34 protein-coding genes are annotated in these 15126 nt (G+C 66.5%); all 34 read right to left on the bottom strand.

All coding sequences use genetic code 11. The annotated features are described in order from the left end of the window. Positions 1-15: 15 nt before the first annotated feature. The 34 genes from ACFWM7_RS01480 to ACFWM7_RS01315 all read right to left on the bottom strand — a co-directional run bounded on the left by ACFWM7_RS01480 (position 16) and on the right by ACFWM7_RS01315 (position 14971). A complete protein-coding gene (locus tag ACFWM7_RS01480) occupies positions 16-510 on the bottom strand; it encodes an HNH endonuclease signature motif containing protein (protein ID WP_383253717.1) in 495 nt (164 codons plus the stop codon). Beyond that, positions 507-950 carry a hypothetical protein gene (locus tag ACFWM7_RS01475; protein WP_383253714.1) on the bottom strand — a complete coding sequence of 148 codons (444 nt, stop codon included), beginning with the start codon at positions 948-950 and terminating at the stop codon, positions 507-509. Before ACFWM7_RS01475 ends, ACFWM7_RS01480 begins: the two co-directional genes overlap by 4 nt. A gap of 9 nt (positions 951-959) precedes the next feature. Beyond that, complete coding sequence (locus ACFWM7_RS01470) at positions 960-1163, bottom strand: hypothetical protein (protein ID WP_383253712.1); 204 nt, start codon at positions 1161-1163, stop codon at positions 960-962. After that, positions 1160-1297, bottom strand: a complete 138-nt coding sequence (locus ACFWM7_RS01465; RefSeq protein WP_383253710.1) for a hypothetical protein — start codon at positions 1295-1297, stop codon at positions 1160-1162. The genes ACFWM7_RS01470 and ACFWM7_RS01465 overlap by 4 nt, the downstream gene beginning before the upstream one ends. Then, a complete protein-coding gene (locus ACFWM7_RS01460) occupies positions 1294-1524 on the bottom strand; it encodes a hypothetical protein (RefSeq protein WP_383253706.1) in 231 nt (76 codons plus the stop codon). Before ACFWM7_RS01460 ends, ACFWM7_RS01465 begins: the two co-directional genes overlap by 4 nt. After that, entirely contained in the window at positions 1524-1763 is a 240-nt protein-coding gene (locus ACFWM7_RS01455) for a hypothetical protein (RefSeq protein WP_383253704.1), read from the bottom strand. Before ACFWM7_RS01455 ends, ACFWM7_RS01460 begins: the two co-directional genes overlap by 1 nt. Continuing rightward, positions 1763-1957: a hypothetical protein gene (locus ACFWM7_RS01450; protein WP_383253701.1), complete on the bottom strand. Its 195-nt coding sequence runs from the start codon at positions 1955-1957 to the stop codon at positions 1763-1765. The genes ACFWM7_RS01455 and ACFWM7_RS01450 overlap by 1 nt, the downstream gene beginning before the upstream one ends. Further along, positions 1954-2337: a phiSA1p31-related protein gene (locus tag ACFWM7_RS01445; protein ID WP_383253697.1), complete on the bottom strand. Its 384-nt coding sequence runs from the start codon at positions 2335-2337 to the stop codon at positions 1954-1956. The genes ACFWM7_RS01450 and ACFWM7_RS01445 overlap by 4 nt, the downstream gene beginning before the upstream one ends. Positions 2338-2368: 31 nt before the next feature. Next, on the bottom strand, positions 2369-2539 hold the full coding sequence (locus ACFWM7_RS01440) for a hypothetical protein (RefSeq protein ID WP_383253695.1): 171 nt from the start codon (positions 2537-2539) through the stop codon (positions 2369-2371). A 73-nt stretch (positions 2540-2612) separates the two neighbouring features. Next, positions 2613-3371 (bottom strand): phiSA1p31-related protein, encoded by a 759-nt coding sequence (locus tag ACFWM7_RS01435; protein WP_383253693.1) that lies wholly within the window; start codon positions 3369-3371, stop codon positions 2613-2615. Next, on the bottom strand, positions 3368-3640 hold the full coding sequence (locus ACFWM7_RS01430; protein WP_383253691.1) for a hypothetical protein: 273 nt from the start codon (positions 3638-3640) through the stop codon (positions 3368-3370). Before ACFWM7_RS01430 ends, ACFWM7_RS01435 begins: the two co-directional genes overlap by 4 nt. Position 3641: 1 nt before the next feature. Further along, positions 3642-4055 (bottom strand): DNA (cytosine-5-)-methyltransferase, encoded by a 414-nt coding sequence (locus ACFWM7_RS01425; protein ID WP_383253689.1) that lies wholly within the window; start codon positions 4053-4055, stop codon positions 3642-3644. A 97-nt stretch (positions 4056-4152) separates the two neighbouring features. Continuing rightward, entirely contained in the window at positions 4153-4641 is a 489-nt protein-coding gene (locus tag ACFWM7_RS01420) for a DNA cytosine methyltransferase (protein ID WP_383253687.1), read from the bottom strand. Positions 4642-4734: 93 nt separating this feature from the next. Continuing rightward, on the bottom strand, positions 4735-5493 hold the full coding sequence (locus tag ACFWM7_RS01415; protein WP_383253685.1) for a hypothetical protein: 759 nt from the start codon (positions 5491-5493) through the stop codon (positions 4735-4737). A 133-nt stretch (positions 5494-5626) separates the two neighbouring features. After that, entirely contained in the window at positions 5627-6295 is a 669-nt protein-coding gene (locus tag ACFWM7_RS01410) for a hypothetical protein (protein ID WP_383253683.1), read from the bottom strand. After that, entirely contained in the window at positions 6288-6833 is a 546-nt protein-coding gene (locus tag ACFWM7_RS01405) for a hypothetical protein (protein WP_383253681.1), read from the bottom strand. Before ACFWM7_RS01405 ends, ACFWM7_RS01410 begins: the two co-directional genes overlap by 8 nt. Then, the gene (locus tag ACFWM7_RS01400; protein WP_383253679.1) at positions 6827-6994 is read right to left on the bottom strand and encodes a hypothetical protein; all 168 of its coding nucleotides are present in this window, start codon (positions 6992-6994) and stop codon (positions 6827-6829) included. Before ACFWM7_RS01400 ends, ACFWM7_RS01405 begins: the two co-directional genes overlap by 7 nt. Before the next feature lie 194 nt (positions 6995-7188). Continuing rightward, positions 7189-7632, bottom strand: coding sequence for a hypothetical protein (locus tag ACFWM7_RS01395; RefSeq protein ID WP_383253677.1), 444 nt, complete (start codon positions 7630-7632; stop codon positions 7189-7191). Beyond that, positions 7629-7844, bottom strand: coding sequence for a hypothetical protein (locus tag ACFWM7_RS01390; protein WP_383253675.1), 216 nt, complete (start codon positions 7842-7844; stop codon positions 7629-7631). Before ACFWM7_RS01390 ends, ACFWM7_RS01395 begins: the two co-directional genes overlap by 4 nt. After that, positions 7844-8026: a hypothetical protein gene (locus ACFWM7_RS01385; RefSeq protein ID WP_383253673.1), complete on the bottom strand. Its 183-nt coding sequence runs from the start codon at positions 8024-8026 to the stop codon at positions 7844-7846. The genes ACFWM7_RS01390 and ACFWM7_RS01385 overlap by 1 nt, the downstream gene beginning before the upstream one ends. Continuing rightward, positions 8023-8466, bottom strand: a complete 444-nt coding sequence (locus ACFWM7_RS01380; protein ID WP_383253670.1) for a hypothetical protein — start codon at positions 8464-8466, stop codon at positions 8023-8025. The genes ACFWM7_RS01385 and ACFWM7_RS01380 overlap by 4 nt, the downstream gene beginning before the upstream one ends. After that, a complete protein-coding gene (locus tag ACFWM7_RS01375; RefSeq protein ID WP_383253668.1) occupies positions 8463-8705 on the bottom strand; it encodes a hypothetical protein in 243 nt (80 codons plus the stop codon). The genes ACFWM7_RS01380 and ACFWM7_RS01375 overlap by 4 nt, the downstream gene beginning before the upstream one ends. Further along, positions 8702-8893 carry a hypothetical protein gene (locus ACFWM7_RS01370; RefSeq protein ID WP_383253667.1) on the bottom strand — a complete coding sequence of 64 codons (192 nt, stop codon included), beginning with the start codon at positions 8891-8893 and terminating at the stop codon, positions 8702-8704. Before ACFWM7_RS01370 ends, ACFWM7_RS01375 begins: the two co-directional genes overlap by 4 nt. A 69-nt stretch (positions 8894-8962) precedes the next feature. Continuing rightward, a complete protein-coding gene (locus ACFWM7_RS01365; protein WP_383253665.1) occupies positions 8963-9310 on the bottom strand; it encodes a hypothetical protein in 348 nt (115 codons plus the stop codon). A gap of 180 nt (positions 9311-9490) precedes the next feature. Further along, entirely contained in the window at positions 9491-9703 is a 213-nt protein-coding gene (locus ACFWM7_RS01360; RefSeq protein WP_383253663.1) for a hypothetical protein, read from the bottom strand. A 91-nt stretch (positions 9704-9794) separates the two neighbouring features. Then, positions 9795-9989 (bottom strand): hypothetical protein, encoded by a 195-nt coding sequence (locus ACFWM7_RS01355; protein ID WP_383253661.1) that lies wholly within the window; start codon positions 9987-9989, stop codon positions 9795-9797. Continuing rightward, complete coding sequence (locus ACFWM7_RS01350; protein WP_383253658.1) at positions 9986-10633, bottom strand: RNA ligase family protein; 648 nt, start codon at positions 10631-10633, stop codon at positions 9986-9988. Before ACFWM7_RS01350 ends, ACFWM7_RS01355 begins: the two co-directional genes overlap by 4 nt. Before the next feature lie 391 nt (positions 10634-11024). Further along, positions 11025-11318 (bottom strand): hypothetical protein, encoded by a 294-nt coding sequence (locus tag ACFWM7_RS01345; protein ID WP_383253657.1) that lies wholly within the window; start codon positions 11316-11318, stop codon positions 11025-11027. Continuing rightward, positions 11315-11575, bottom strand: a complete 261-nt coding sequence (locus ACFWM7_RS01340; protein WP_383253655.1) for a hypothetical protein — start codon at positions 11573-11575, stop codon at positions 11315-11317. Before ACFWM7_RS01340 ends, ACFWM7_RS01345 begins: the two co-directional genes overlap by 4 nt. Next, complete coding sequence (locus ACFWM7_RS01335; protein ID WP_383253653.1) at positions 11572-12009, bottom strand: hypothetical protein; 438 nt, start codon at positions 12007-12009, stop codon at positions 11572-11574. Before ACFWM7_RS01335 ends, ACFWM7_RS01340 begins: the two co-directional genes overlap by 4 nt. A gap of 35 nt (positions 12010-12044) precedes the next feature. After that, positions 12045-12848: a PD-(D/E)XK nuclease family protein gene (locus ACFWM7_RS01330; RefSeq protein WP_383253651.1), complete on the bottom strand. Its 804-nt coding sequence runs from the start codon at positions 12846-12848 to the stop codon at positions 12045-12047. A gap of 255 nt (positions 12849-13103) precedes the next feature. Beyond that, entirely contained in the window at positions 13104-13811 is a 708-nt protein-coding gene (locus tag ACFWM7_RS01325) for a hypothetical protein (protein WP_383253648.1), read from the bottom strand. A 95-nt stretch (positions 13812-13906) separates the two neighbouring features. Further along, positions 13907-14533, bottom strand: coding sequence for a hypothetical protein (locus ACFWM7_RS01320; RefSeq protein ID WP_383253646.1), 627 nt, complete (start codon positions 14531-14533; stop codon positions 13907-13909). Between the two features lie 177 nt (positions 14534-14710). Then, a complete protein-coding gene (locus ACFWM7_RS01315) occupies positions 14711-14971 on the bottom strand; it encodes an HNH endonuclease (RefSeq protein WP_383253644.1) in 261 nt (86 codons plus the stop codon). Between the last annotated feature and the right edge of the window lie 155 nt (positions 14972-15126).

The raw sequence follows: 15126 nt of genomic DNA, 5'->3' as shown, positions 1-15126 counted from the left end.
GCCGAGCCCTTTTGCTTACTGGGGTTGGACATGTGCCCACCGCTTTCCGCTCTTCAGCTCGCTCACGAACCCGGTAGTCGTCTTGAACTCGCGGGCAACGTCAACGCCGCGCGCTCCGGCGGCGATCAGCTCCTTCATGGCGCGCACCTCTTCTTCGGTGAATCGTCTCCCCCACCGACCGTGCGCCCTCTTGTCGGCGGAATTCTCTGCGGCGGTTGCCCAGCGCAGGTTGTCCGCCCGGTTATCCCATCGATCGCCGTTTCCGTGCGCTGCTTGTTGACCGGCGGCAGGGCGACCGTGGAACGCTGCGCACACCAGCCGATGAACCGTGGTCCACACCGTGCGTCCCTGAGCGGTGTGACTTACCTGGGCGTACTTCCGGAACGAGGGTGTCAGTTCCCGCAGCACGAACACCGATCCGTCTTCAGTAGCGTAGAAGCCCGGAAAGTCGGGGACTGGGCGGAGATCTCGCGGAGGAACCTCCCGCAAAGGTTTGCGCTGGCGGCTCACTCAGCCTCCCGCAGCTTCAACGCCCGCCCGCGGATTCGGTGGGCGAGCTTTCCGTAGATCCGCTCCGACGTCGGGTCGGTGGCGCTCCAGTAGTCCTCAAGGACTTCGTTCGCTAGCTCCTCCAGCACGTCGGCCAGGAGCGCGCGGACGTCGACGTCGAGGCGAATCTCGGTGAGGGGTCCGTGGTCGGCCTGGACGTCTTCGATGGGCATCTCCAGGCCCAGGTTCCAGTTGTTGCCGTTCGCCTTCTCCGTCAGCCGCAGCCAGCCCGGCTCGAACTCCGTCCAGGTGTCACCGTCGCAGTCCTTGAAGCGGCGCGGCTCCGTCGACGACACCGGCCGGACTCGGATGGTGCCGATCGGGTCGGCCATCAAGGTGCGCACCTCGAAGGCTCCGGCGTTCACCCACGGGCCTCCGGGGGTTACTGTTCGCTCGCTCATGCGCTCCCCTTAGAAGATGTCGACGGTGATGACGAGGGCCTCGCCGTTGTCCAGGCCGTCGACGAGATCGATGATGGTCGCCGCCATCGACAGCTCCTCGCCCTCCCGGGAGCTAGCAACCTCCGTGCTCTCGTGGATGGGCGGAATCCGGGTCTGCTCGCGCTCCCCGTGCTCCGCCATGGTCTTGACCTTGTGCACGTTGATGTAGCTCACTGCTCCTCCATCTCCCTCATGAACTCCTCGGTGAGCCACGGCCACGAGGCATACACGCTGCGCGGCTGGCTGAAGGTGACAGGCTCCTCGTCGGGGACGGCCCGGACGATGCGGAGGGTGGGGTCGTGGTTCATTCGACCGCCTCCCATGCCGCGCATGATCGCTCGATGGAGAACGTCGACTGCGTGCTGACAGGGCTCCTCTGCTCGCGTGACCGTGCGGCCCGCGCAGAGCCAAGCGTGCGATAGGGGCCGTAGACGAAGTGCATCTTCTCCTCCGTCAGCTTCCCGTCCCGGTACCGCGGGCACGTCTCCACGACCCGGTAGAACTCGGTGTCGTCGATGCCGGCTGAGCGGCTCATCAGACCGCCTCCCCCGTCACGTACGCCGGTACGGTGCCGTCCGCCTTGCGAAGCACGAGGACGTTCGAGCCGACCTCACTGCGTTTCGCTCCGCGGTCCCAGTTGGAGGCCGTGACCTCCATCATCGGACGGCCAGACGGGGCGAAGTAGACGACACCCAGCTTGAAGTAGCTGGACGACGAGGCGGCGGAGAGGACGTAGTCCCCTTCTTCGATGGGGGTGCCGAAGGTATCGTTCATCAACTCTCTCCCCTGTTGATCACGTCGACCACGGCCCCGCGCACAAACGCAACGCCGACGGCCTCCCAGACCTTGCTGAAGTCCTTGCGCTCCGTCGCGCTCCTCCTCACCCGGATCACGGCCTCCTCGCCGGCGGCCCGGATGTCGCCCAGGGCCGGGGCGTTGGCGGCGTCGATGGTGTGGATGGCGGTCACGGGGTGACCTTGGTGAGGGGGCCGTAGTTGTCGGCGATCTCCGCGATGGTGTCGATGTTGTCGGCGTACCCGGTGTACGTCACGCGCGGAATGCCGTCGTCGCTGAGCCTCCCCGTGAACGACCAGACGTCGCCGTCCCGGTCCTTGTACTTCGCGTTCAGGTCGTACGTCACGCCGTCGTACTCGAACGTGTCGGCCGCCGGGGCTGGCTTCGGCGCTTCGATCTTCTCCAGCGCCTGGTAGATGCGCACCGTCGTACGGGTTCCGTCAGCGTGGCCGACGATCGTACGCAACTCCTCCGCCTCGTCCTCCGTGAGGGTCAGGACGACGACCGTCTCCTCCACCGTGCGCGTGCGGGTCTCGTACTGTGCAGCTGCCATGGGTTCTCCTCGTGTGAAGGGTCTGCGGTGGTCAGTCGTTCACGCCGGACAGGACTCGCTCGATCTCGTCCGCCTTGCGGTCCTCGGGGTTGTCCCATTCCGTGTTGTAGCGGACGGAGTAGTTCAGCGCTGCGCGGATCAGCTCGACCTCCTGAACGCTCAGCTCCACGGTCACGCTGCCCATGTTGACGATCTTCGCCATGTTCGTCTCCTCGTCTCAGTGGTGCTTCTACGCACTCAGCCCCCGGGCCACGTGGGCGCCGGGGGCGGGGTGGTTACTGCTTGGTCAGGGGTCCGTATCTCGCGAGCACGCTCCGAAGGGACTCGTTGCTGTAGCGGAAGCCGTCGTGTTCACCTAGCGGGTCCACGTGGCGCATCATGTCGGTCTCGTTGACGGCCTCATCCGGGCGGGCGAACTCCCAGTAGTCGCCGTCCTTGTCGCGGTAAGTGCTGTGCCGCTCGTAGGTGACGCCCTCGTACTCGTAGCCGTTCGCCGGCTCGTCGACGGGGGTAACTTCAGCGACTGCGATCGATCCGCCGTTGTCCAACTCGACTTCGTAGACGTGGGCGACATCGTCGTGGGGCGTCCACGTCTCGGTGTTGCTGCGGATGACACCGGTCTCGCCGTGCTGATCCCCCGCCCACTTCGCACGGTCCACCCGCACGCGGGTGCCGACGGGGACAAGGCCGGGCTCGGTGACCGGACGCATCATGCCGGCCAGCACCGTGAACGTCCTCGGGTTGCCGTCGGTCGGCCGCTTGGCAAGCTTGACCACGTAGACGTTCTCGCCGTCGAACGGGCCGTACTCCACGGTGGCCTGCTCACCGCCTCGGGTGTCCAGTGCCACCTTGTCGCCGACGGCGAAGGTCGGCGTCGGCTCCAGGTCGCTGCTCTTGAACGCCCGCTCATCGTCGCCGTCCTGCTTGACGACGTACACCTTGTCCCCGAAGGTGCTGTTGACCGGGCCGTACGTGATGACGCCCTCACCGCCGATCAGGACCCGGACCGTCTCCCCTACCTTGAACTCGCTCATGCCTGTCCCTCCGCGTCGCCGATGACCACCACGTGTTCCGCGCCGATGGTTCGCAGTCCGAGCGTCTTGCGGGCGCTGATGCCGGACTCCCGGCCCGTCGGGCGGACGGTCAGGACCGGCACGACCCTGCCAGCCGCGCGGTTCGTCTTGGTCTCCACGACCACGGCCTCCGTCACTCGGACACGGTTCCCGCGGCGGGTGGCGAAGGTGATCAGCTTGCCGGGGCGGATCTCCGCGCCCGTGAAGTCGGTCAGGGGTGTGCGTGCCATGTCAGTTCTCCTCTGTGTGAGTGCTAAGCGTGAGCAGGTAGCGGAACGCCTCGTACGCCTGCGCGGGGACGACGCCGTTGCCAATCTTGTGGAGCTGCTTCGCTCGGGACAGCCCCGGAACTGCGGTGACCCACCCGTCGGGCAGCCACATCAGCCACTCTGCGAACCGGACGGCCAGGCGGCGACCGCCCTTCGGCCCGATCTCGGTAGGGATCGGGGCTTCGCGGCCGGAGAGCGCCTCTTGCCAGCGGATGGCGGCCTCGTATACCGACCAGTCCTGGACTAGTTCGGCCTCCTCCAACGTCGGCAGCATCGTCACTGCCGTCCGAAGGTTCATGCCACCAGTGCGGCTGGGGCTCGTCCCCGCGCCGCCCGTCCCGTCCGAAGCCGTCGGCGTCGGCAGCAGGTTGACCACCGCTCCCGGCAGTGCGTAATCCCCACCGCTCCCTCGCTGGTTCGGGCCTCCGTTGGGCCCATCGGAAGCCCGGGGAGTCGGGAGGAGCTTCGACGGCTCAGACAGCCGGCGTCGCGAGTCCGAACCAGCGGTCTCGTCGGTGGGCGGCTCCCACGTCGGAAGCTCGTAGGCAGACCCACCGCAGGTCATACCCGATCTCGGCCAGGTCTGCGGCGACGACTTGGAGCGCTTTGCTCCGGATGGCTGCGACATTTTCCAGGAAGACGTATCGCGGTCGAAGGACGCGAACAGCTTCGGCAACGTTCTTCCAGATCCGCGAGCGCTCACCAGTGATTCCCGTCCTTGGTCCCGCAAGGCTGATGTCCTGGCAGGGGAACCCCGCCTCGATGATGTCGACCAGGCCGACGAGCTGGGTCCAGTCGTACGTCGTGATGTCTCCGATGTTCGGGACGTCGGGGAAGTGGTGGGCAAGCACCTTCGCGGCTGCCTCGTCGACCTCCGCGACGTACGCCACGCGCTCCCCGGTCAGCGGCTCCACCGCCATCCCCAGCCCTTCGTACCCCGAGCACAAACTCAGGATGGGCATGCTCTCTCCTCTTCCGTGTGCGTAGAATCGTGACTGCGCCGCCCGCTCCGACCTCTACTCGGAACGGGCGGCGCATGTGTGACGTGCGGTGGGTCAGGCAGCCTTCGCCAGGTCGGCCGGCTGAGCTGCCTCCGCGACGCCGACCACCTTGATGACCGGCTTGTTGTAGCTCACGTCCCGGCCGGCCTTGGTGGTGTACGAGACGTTCTCGATGCTCAGCGTGGCCCGGACAGCGACGCCCTTCTCCGTCACGGTGTCGTCGTCCGCGTACTCCCGGCCGCCGGTCTTGTCGATGTCGGCGATGACGTTGTGGAGCACCTTGACGAGTTCCCACGAGCCGGAGTTGAAGCGGAAGAGGCCCAGCTCCGGAGCGTCGGCCAGCTTGAACGTCAGGTCGACGCTCGGCTTCGGCCCGCGGCCCGACTTCGCCCGGTCCTTGCGGTCCTGGAAGGCCGGCGGGCAGCCGCAGGGGTCGCCCTTCTCCTCCTCGGGCGAGAGGAACTTGACACCGTCGCAGTGGTGGACGAGGCCGGACATGCCGAACAACTTCATCGAAGCGTCCAGCGCGTCGCTGTTCTCGATGATGATGTCCACCGAGGGAGTGTCGGTGAGGATCTCGGTGGAGTCCTCCTTGTCGGTCTCCCAAGCCGCGGGCTCCCCGCCGAACAGCTCCGCGATCTTGGCGGCCACGATCGGGTCGCCGGTCGTCACGCGCCACTCGTTCAGGCTCTCCGGCTGCTTGCCGACGAGGCGCCCGGAGCGGAAGCGACCGACGTAGTCGTTGGAGAAAGTGCGCTCCTTCGGCTTCGCGTCGGGGTCGGTCTCCCAGATTGCCTTGACGTTGTTCGCCATGTGTGAATGCCTCTCGTAGGTCGTGTGAGTCGAGCGGGCGTCTCCCCCGCTGCCTTATATATGGAGGGGTGAGCGCCCGATGTGACGCAGGGCGGCCAGGTTTTTCAGGTCTCCGCGAGTCGACTCGCGGAGGTCAGTCGTCGCCCAGGAGGTGCAGCACCCAGGATGCGGACGCGATGTTCGCTCCGTCGTCGCTGCACCGCTCCATGGCGTACGCACGAGCGTCGCGAAGCTTCGCCCGGACCTGCGCCAACTCCTGGTGTAGCTGAGCGTTCGCCCGGCGGCCGTCATGGAGCTGCGCCTCCGCCCGCTCGTGGCCTCGCTGCCAGCGGTCCCGGTCCGCGGCGATGTGCTCCACCGCTTCGGCTCCGAGATTGGCCTCCTCCGCGGCACGTCGACGGGCGGAGAGCCAGGCGAGGCGGTAACGGTCGCGCTCGTGCATGCGCTCCGCACTGGCGCTGAGAAGTTCGCGGATCACCCCGTTCAGGTCTCGGGTGACCCGGCGGTACGACTCGCGCGTTGCAGTGGACACCTTCCACGCGCTTCGGAGCTGGGCGACTTCGTCGTTCAGGCGCTCGATCTCCGCCAACGCTTCGTTCAGGCGACGGCCGTTGCCGTCAGCCCATCCCTGAAAGTAGTCCGCATCCGCACGGACGTCCTTTAGTGCCTCTCCCAGACGCTTCACGTCGGCCACGGCGGCGTTGCGCTCCCGAACCGCCTCGTCGTGAGCAGCCTCCACGGCTTCGATCTTGCGCTGTGCACGGTCTACCGCCGCACGCAGGGCGGTCGCCTCCTCACCCATTGGCCAGCCTCCTCAAGTCTCGGTCCGTCGATGTCACACGCTTTGGGTTCAGCAGCTTCCACAGGTCCCCCGGCGTCACGTCCCCCGGGATCCGCCCGTCATCGAAGAGGTGCACGCCGGCGCGAAGGTAAACCTCGTCGACGAGCTGGGAGCAGATCATGTGCCCTGTGTCGGCCACAAAGTCCCGCACCCACGCCGGGCGAATGCGGTAGTGGGCGAGGGCGATCGAGGCGTAGTCCAGAAAGCTGTACGGGGTGCCGACGAGAGCCACGGCCTCCACCACCATGGCGTCCCGCTGGTCCTCGGTGAGAGTGAAGTGCCCCGTCGACCACTGGACAACCGGGCTAGCCTCCTCCAGCGGAATCAGCTCTGCACCGGACGGCATGGCCTGGACCACCATGCCGTTGCCAACATAGAGAAACGCGTGCTGCACCGGCGCAGCGTCACCGACGAGGGCCTGGCCGGCAGCGACGAGGCGGCCGGTGATGCCCTCGATGCGGGTCAGGGCGAAGTCGCCGGAGAGTGGGGTGGTCACCATGAGTCCTCCTCCCCCGCGTACGGGTTCCAGAGATGGCAGCCATCTTCCTGAACGGCGTCAGCCAGGCACTCCTTCAGCCATGCCAGATCGACGTCGTCCACACGGCTGGACATCTGGGCCTGCTCTACGGCGGCCGACAAGTGCTGTGCGGCGATCTCCACTGCACGATCGGAGCACCGCGTACCAGGTCGGTACGAGACAAGCGGAAGCCGACGACTCCCTAGGCCGTTCACCCCGACGTAGCGCAGGGTGGTGCCGATTGTCCCTCCGAGATCCCTCGTTTCGATGTTCGCACGGTGCAGCCACGGACCCGCAGCGAACGTCAGGTACGGCGAAGGCCGAACCAGTTTGACGGTCATACTTCCTCCTCTACGTGCGTGTGTGCCTTGCTGAGCGCCTGCGTCCAGAGCGGTGACCACTTCCTCACGGCCGCCTCTACGGCGTCCACGTAGGGCTGCTCACGGGCCCGCATGACCTCAGCCGTACGTGGGGCCGTGGCCAGGAGCCGTTGCAGCCGGAGCCACTGCGCGTACCGCTGGTACATGCGGAGCTTCTCCCGGGCCTGTTCCAGGTTCCACGCCATTCGGTCGTTGTGCGTCCGGTCCCAGAGTCGCGCGCCGCCGATGCCGTAGCCCTCACAGTTCAGGCACGCAGCAGCACGACCGTGCCAGGGCGTCTTTCGGAAATCCCTCCGGTCCTTACGTCGCCGGCACAGGCCGACGCAGAGCAGGGTGTTCTTGCCGCCCGGGTGGTCGCGCTCGAACTGGGCGCGGATGGCGTCGGCGAGGGTGTAGGTCACGCCGCCTCCCCCACCTTCGCCAGCATCGACGCCAGCCACGTTGCGGCCAAGTGCTCCGCAACGGTCTCCGACCACCCGCGTGCGGCCAGGTCCGCCTTCATGCCGTCGGCCGTGTCGAAGAGCGGCGCGATGACCGTGGAGCGGACCGTCATCAGCCCTTCCATGAAGGTCTGGCGCTGCTCGTCGACGGACGGTGTCTGTGCTCCGAACATCAGTCCTCCCCTTCCGTCAGGAACTCCGCCACGCGGAGCACGTCGATTACGTCCGGCCGGTAGCCACCCCAGTCGAGCGAGTGTGTCAGCGTGTGTGCCGCACGGAACGCATCGGAGCGGTCCATGCGGCGAGTCAGGGCGACGGCCTCCGGGGTGGGCTCGCCAGCGTCGATCTGTGTCATGTGGTCTCCTCCACGTCCGGGTCGATGGCGTCGGCCGCTGCATTGCAGTCGCCCATGTGGTCGTCGGTGTAGTCGCGGAGCCGCTCGGAGTTGCGGATCCGCTCCGCGGCCTCGTGCTCCACGGCGGCCCGGTAGTCGTCGATGGCGTCATCCAAGGAGGCGTTCACCCATCCCTCGGGCTCACCCATGGCGGCAGCGTTGACGACCGCCTGACGCGCCTCCGCCGTCCGCTTCATCGCGACGACCACGTCCCGCCCGATGCCGGGGCAGTCCTCCGGGCGGTGCCCGGTGCGGATCGTCTTGCAGCGAAGCGGCGGGTGCTGCTTGCACTCGTCGTTCACGTTGTCCATGTCGACGAGACCGCAGGGTGCCTTGGGGCACGGGCAGAGAGCTTCGACGACGCCGGGGCCGTCCCAGGAGCGGCCGATGTGGCGGATCACGTCTCCACCTCCGGGTCGATGAGGTCGGCCGCAGCCGCACCGCACGGGCACATGTCCCCGTCGGGCGAGGTGTCTCCGCACTTGTCCACCCGGATCTTCTCCGCCAGCTCCGCGGCCACTGCGTCGTGCAGCTCCTGCGCCTCCACCTCGATCTGCGGCATGACGGCCGACACGTACGGCGGAGGGAAGTCCTCGTAGTGCACCAGGATGTACGCCTTGATCTGCTCCAGGGCGCTCATGCGGCCCTCCCGTACAGCTCATCGTCGGCACCGTCCAGCAGCGCGACGACGTCCTTCTCCGCCATGACGACAGTCGAGATCGTCTCGCCCTTGGCGTTGCGGGTTTCGAGGTCGAACTCGATCCCGCGCCGGGTGATGGTCACCGACGAGCCGTCGGCGGTGTGGATGGTAGTTCCTGCGGTGATCACTTGGGCTCTCCTCTGCTTGGTTCTCCTACGCACTCAGCCCCCTGCTCCGGAGAGACAGGGGGCTGGGGATCAGAAGCTCTTCTTCGTCAGGTGGTGCGCGACGATGCGGCCGTCGGCGTAGTGGATGAAGGCGTCGGGGTTGTCGCCCATCCACTTCATGTAGACCGTGGCGGTCTCCACCGGCTCGTCGTAGACCGAGGGCACCTCGTCGCCCTCGTCGCCGCTCCACTGCGCCGACCAGCGGTTCCCGCAGCACGAGCAGTCGCCTTCGCCGTCGAAGTACAGGCCGATAGCCTCAGCCCGACGGTTCGCCTCCTCGTCGTTCGCCGCTTCGACGATCACGTGACACGAGATGCCGCGCTCCGCGTCGAAGTCGAAGCCACCTCCGGAATTGTTCTGACGGAAATCGAAGAACATGAGTGCCTCCTGTGTCGGGGTCCTACGCCGAAAGCCCCCGGCGCCGAAGCAACCGGGGGCTGGGTGGTGCGTAAGTCGACTTGCGCGGCTACCGCCAGGGCGGGCCGTCGGGGTAGCGGTGCACCAGGTAGGCCATGACGACGTGGCCGACGCTGACCACGAGCGCCAGGATTGCAAGCGTCACGCCTCGTCCTCCTTCAGCCGGTTCAGCACGTCAGCCGCGAGCTGCGCCGTAGCGTGCGTGGTGTAGGAGGTGACGCCCCAGGACTGGCCGGAGCCGTTGCGACGCAGCAGCATGTAGCCGCCGTGCTCCTCGCGGACGATGTACTTCGCCCTGACGTTACGGGCGTTGCGCTCCGCCTCCAGGGCTTCGGTGTACTCCTCGGGCGTCATCAGTGGCTCCCAGGGGCCGGCGGAGGCGGGCAGGCGGAACGGTGACAGCCGTGGGTCCAGCACCAATCGGGGCTACGGGTCGGGTCGTCGGTCATCGGCGTCTCCCGGTCGACGGGGCCTTCGGGGCGGACTGCTTGGGCGCCTTGTACGTCGGCGCCTTGCGGTGCTTCGACGGGCTGTCGAAGTCGATCTCCACGGCCGGAGTGGAGTCGTTCTCCCAGTCGCAGGCGGTGGCCGACAGGGTGAGCGCTGCTGCGAGGGCCAGGGCGGTGATGATCTTCTTCACGCTGCGGCCTCCCACTTGCCGGCGTCGTTGGCGTCCAGCGTCACCTTGAAGACGCCACGGGTCTGCGAGTGGTACACGCAGATGCCTTCGGGGTTCATGAAGCCGGGGGCGGCATAGGAACCGTTCTCCCGCAGCTCCTTCATCAGGTCGTCGATCACGTCCTGATCGAAGACACCTCGGTACAGGGTCGGCACAGCGTCGACCTGGCCGACCAAGTCGGACTGCTCCGCCCGGGACTTCATCGTCGTGCCGTCCTCGTCGGCCTGCGTGCCCCAGCGGACGACGTTGAAGAGGCTGAAGCGCTTCTCGGTCATCCCGTACCGCCGCTGAATGCCCTGGCCCCACCACTCTCCGAAGTGAAGCCCCGGACCGAGGATGTGCGCCAGCTCGTCGGCGTGCTCAGCCGCCCACCGGGCGAAGCCGTAGTTGTCGCTGTCCGGGGTGATGATTCGCTTCCGGGACTGCGCGACGACCTGGCCGTCCTCGCTGATGTGAAGGCCAGCGTTCGTACCGTCCAGCTTTTCAGTAACCACAACCTCTCGGAAGAGTCGCGGTGTCTTCGGCCAAGCCGTGAATTCCGGGCTGAACATCAGCAGTCTCCCCACGTGCGAATTCGATGACAGTTGGCGCAGACCAAGTCGCATTTGGCTATCTCCGCCATGACCAGCTCTCGGGTCCACCCGGTCTGAACCATGCTCGCCACCGCGCGCACCTTGACCTCCGGCTCCCGGTGATCAAAGTCCATGCAGACCGAGGGAAAGGATCGGCCGCAGTCGCTACACGGTTTGGACTTGAGTACATCAACCTCAGCTTTCAGCGCCCGTCGCGCAGGGTGCACGTAGCCAGGATTGTTCTTACGCCACCTTCGAGACGCTTCACGAGCGCCATCGGGATGTCGAACTCTCCACCGGAGGTACCGAGCCTTCGCCAACCGGGCGGAACGCTCGTCGGGACTCTCCCCAGCCTCTTCCATCTCTCCCCATCCCATGCCGAAGCGGGGGCGCCCGGTGTGGACGCCCCCGTGTGTGCCTTGCGCTACTTGCGGAACAGCCGGCGCGTGAAGCCGGCGAGGAGGTTCGCCCCGAGAACCCACAGGATCGACGTCCCGTAGCCGATGGCGGGGACGGCAATGAACGCTCCGTGGACGGCACCCGTGGCGAGCATGAGGATGAACGCCTGGAGGGGCAGGGCGGCGATCAGGACGACGCAGGCGGCTGCGAATGCGGCGCCCTGTACCTGGTTCTGCTGCTTGCGCTCGTCAGCCAGGCGCTGGACTCGGGCCTGTCGTCGGGGTGTGAATGCCGGCGGCTTGGTGTAGTCGTAGCTCATACGCTCTCCCCCATCAGGAATCGGGCGAAGGCATCCACAGCCTGCACCTTGTCGGACAGCCTGACGCCGTCCTGGAAGCCACGGGAGTTCGTGGACATCGCTTCGACGTGCTCCCGCGCCACCTTCAGCGCGTCGGCGCGGGACATGCTGGCCGTCGCCTCGGGCCCGCGCATGGCCATGAGTTCGCGAAGGTTCTGGACGGCCTCCTTCAGCGACTCCACGTCGCGGGTGACGTCGTCAAGCAGGTCGTCGTTCATGCGCTCTCCCCCTTGAGTCGCGCGATCTCCCGCGCCTGGCTGACGATGGTGGCTCGGAGTTCGTCGATGTCGTCCAGACGAGCCGCCAGCATCTCCGCTCCCGGGCCCTCCAGCCGCATGCTCGCGGGCTTGAACTCGTAGGCCGCCTTGTAGCCGTCGCGCTCCTTCTTCAGTGCCTTCGCAGCAGCCACCACGCGCTGCATGTTCGCCGGATCCCAGACCGACATGCGCGGCCCGGTGTCGCCTAGAACGACGCCCATAGCCACGGCGACATCGCCAACGACCCGGCGAGCCTCGCCCCCAATCTCGTTCTCCTTGTTGAGACGCTTGATGTGCTCCTCGTCGGCGGCGTTCAACATGTCCGCCACTGCGGCAGCGGGAAAGCTGTGCACGATGCTCGCACGGCGCACACTTTCAGGCGTGTAGCCGCCCACAGTCCGCCAGTTCAGCGGCCCTGCACCTCTCGTACTCACGCCGCCCGCCTCTCGGTCCCGGTGAGGCGCACCCCGCCCTGGACGATCGGCTTGCCGACGACGCCCCGCTTCCCTTCGCGGTCCCACTCGAACACCGCCCGCAGCGCCTTGAAGACCTCGTGTACGTCCGGGCCGCACTTGATCGGGTGGAACGCCCACGCGTCAGGGCGGACGTGCAGGACGGCCCCGCCGGCGATCTCAGGCATCGGGATGGACTCGCCCGTGTCCGCCAGGATGATGCGCGTGGCGTAGCGGTAGGCGGCGAGCTGGAGGGCCACCGACTCGTAGACCGCCTTGGAAGTCTTCCAGTCAATGATCACCACCTCCCCGTCGATCTTGGCGATGGCGTCGAACGAGCCAGCCACCTGGAGGTCGTCGTCCCAGACGGTCTCCTCCAGGTGCAGGAACTCCGGCTGGACCTCGTCCAGGAACTCACGGAAGTGCTTCACGTGGGGCTGCACGTCAGCGTGCACGTGCCGCAGGTTGATGCTCTCCCCACGAGCCAGCTTCTCGAAGTAGGTGTGTGCGGAGGAACCGAGGTCCGACGCAGCCTTGGAGGTCCGTCGGTGCGCGCTCTTCAGGTAGTCAGTGGCGCCCGCGGGATCCCGCTCCACGAGCTTGCTCACGACGTCCCAGTTCTTGACGGCCGCCTCCGCCGACTCCTTCGCCGCCCAATACACCAGGAACGGCTTGGGCTCCATCCCCACCACGCTCGTCACGCCCGGGACCTTGATCGCTCCGTCACTCGGGTCCACATAGAAGCGGCTTCCGCCGCGCTTGATCGTGCTGACTCCGGCCATGTGGCCTCCTCGTCGTCGCTGCCGTTCTCCCTTACGCCTTATATATGGAGGGGTGAGCGGCGGATGTGACGCGGAGGGGGCAAGATCTTTCGGGTTCTTCGTCCCTGGGTCAGTCTGGCCAAAAAGACAGACTAGACCCCTATTTTCCTTTCTCTCTAACGCGCGTTAGTAGAGATAGAAAATAGGGGTTAGTTTGACCAGTCTGGCCAGATTGGCCACGGGGCGGAGGAGGCGTCGGCTGACGAGGTGCGACGATCAGCCCTTTGACCTGGGCTTTTTCGTGACCGTCCGCAGGGAGGCAATCCGCCGCTCCATCTTCGCCAGGTCGGCGTCGAGCGCGGCTCGCTGTCCGGCGGTCATGTGCTTCGTGATCACTCCCTTGTCGAGCTGCCCCAGGATGTCGACCACGACGGACGCCAGCCGTAGGTTGTCGGCCGTGGCCTTGATCTCCGGCCCGGTCGACAGCTCATCGTCTGCGGCCTTGCGGCGGGTGGTTTTGGGCTTGGACTCTGCGACGTCCTTCGAGACCTTGGCGGCCTTAACGATCGCAGAGTTCGTCTTCCGGCTGTCCTGGAGGCGCTCCAGCGGTGATGTCAGTTGGAGGTTGTTCGCCTCCAACTGTCGCGGGGTCAGCGTGGTGCGAAGCAGGTTACCGACGTGCCACCGGACAGTGTTCTGTAGCGCGCCCTGGCTGTCGGCCGGAAGGCCGGCTTGGCGGTACATGTCCGCCACGGTCTGGCGGTACTCGTGGCTGGAGCCCCTCATGTCGTCGTGCTGTACTCGCAGAGCGACGACGACGACCGCCAGGTTCTTAGCCAGCGTGGTGGAGACGCCCTGGATCCGTCCGTACTCCTTGGCGTATGCCGCTCCGCGGGCGACGAGAGCCGCCTCCCCCTCCTGCGCCAGGTCGTCCAGCTCAAGGACAGGGAGGGTGTCCACGTGGACGGCGACTTCTCGGCTCATCGGGACCTCTCATGCAGCAGCGTGGGGGCGGGCATACCGTACCGCAAGTCACTGCGGTTAGGTAGACCGTACCCCCGTGCCGTCCGATCAGTCGGTCAGGGCGTCGTGAAGTCCTTCTTGCAGACGCCGCAGGTGATGGGCCCCAGCTCCGACGTGGTGCGGGCTACCTGGATCTTCCGCGGCGTGGGGCATCCGCATTCGAGTGTCAGCCGGTTGGGGGTGCGAGCTCTCGTGGACGATGTGGGGACCGTCAGGTGGGGCAATACGTGCGGGATGGCCGACGTCAGGGCGTCCAGGTGGGCGGCGTAGGCGGCGCGGGCGGTGTCGCCTAGGGGCGGCTCGTAGCCTCGCCCGTTGGGGTTCGCGACGCGATCGATGGGCCACGTCAGCCCCACTTCCTCCGCAGCTGCTAGGTAGTCCCGGTTGTGGTACGTCCCCCGCCGGCTCGTGTCCGGCGTTCCACGAATCCAGTTCAGTACGTGCGCCGCCTCGTGGAGGATGGCCTCCAGCACGGCGTCGGCGCCGTCGCGCATGGTGTCTGCGCTGACGACGAGGCCCGTCACGACCTCACCGTCCCTATGCCAGCGGTCCGACAGATGCTTGTTCGGTGGTGGCGTCGGTACGACGGCCATCCGCACCAGGGGTAGATCTGGATGCTCTGACCGTAGCTGCTCCCACAGGCCATCCAGTGCCTGAAGGAGCGGTCCGGGTGAGGTCGACATACCGTGAACGGTAGCGGCATGTGTCGGCCGACACAACGTCGGGATCCCTCTCCGCGAGTCGACTCGCGGAGAGGGATGTACAGACCAATGAAACGCAAAAAGCCCCGCACCCTGGGAGTTACCCAAAGTACGGGGCTGGTCGCCGTTAAGAAAGCTTTGCCTAGAGCTAAGGCGCGCTTAAGGTGCGGGGTCGACGTCGAAGACTGCCAGACAGGCGTCAAGATCGATCCCCCGGGCGGCCAGGTGCTCCGCCAGGATGCCCCACTCCTCCTTCGTCCCCTTGCTCAGATTGCACTCAGCGCAGGAGGGGACGAGGTTGTGGAGCGCGTGGGGTCCACCGTTCTCCAGCGCCTCGAAGTGCTCGATGTGGAGGTTGTCCAGCGGGCCGCAGCAGTAGAAGCACTGGTATAGGTCGTGATCTTCCCAGTCGGCGTACATGTCGCGAGCGGTGAAGGACTCGATGGTTGCAGCGGCTTTGATGGCGCGCCGTTTAGCACCCTGCGTACGATGGATCTCGGGATGTTGCTTCCGATGTTCCCGCCTCCGCGCCTCGACAGCTTGCCGGTTCACCTTCGAGTAGTTACACGAACTTG

The sequence above is a fragment of the Streptomyces sp. NPDC058375 genome, assembly GCF_042723425.1.
In the GTDB taxonomy this organism is placed as follows: domain Bacteria; phylum Actinomycetota; class Actinomycetes; order Streptomycetales; family Streptomycetaceae; genus Streptomyces; species Streptomyces durocortorensis.
The sequence above is the reverse complement of the archived record's forward strand: the minus strand, read 5'-3'. Positions and strand labels throughout refer to the sequence as shown.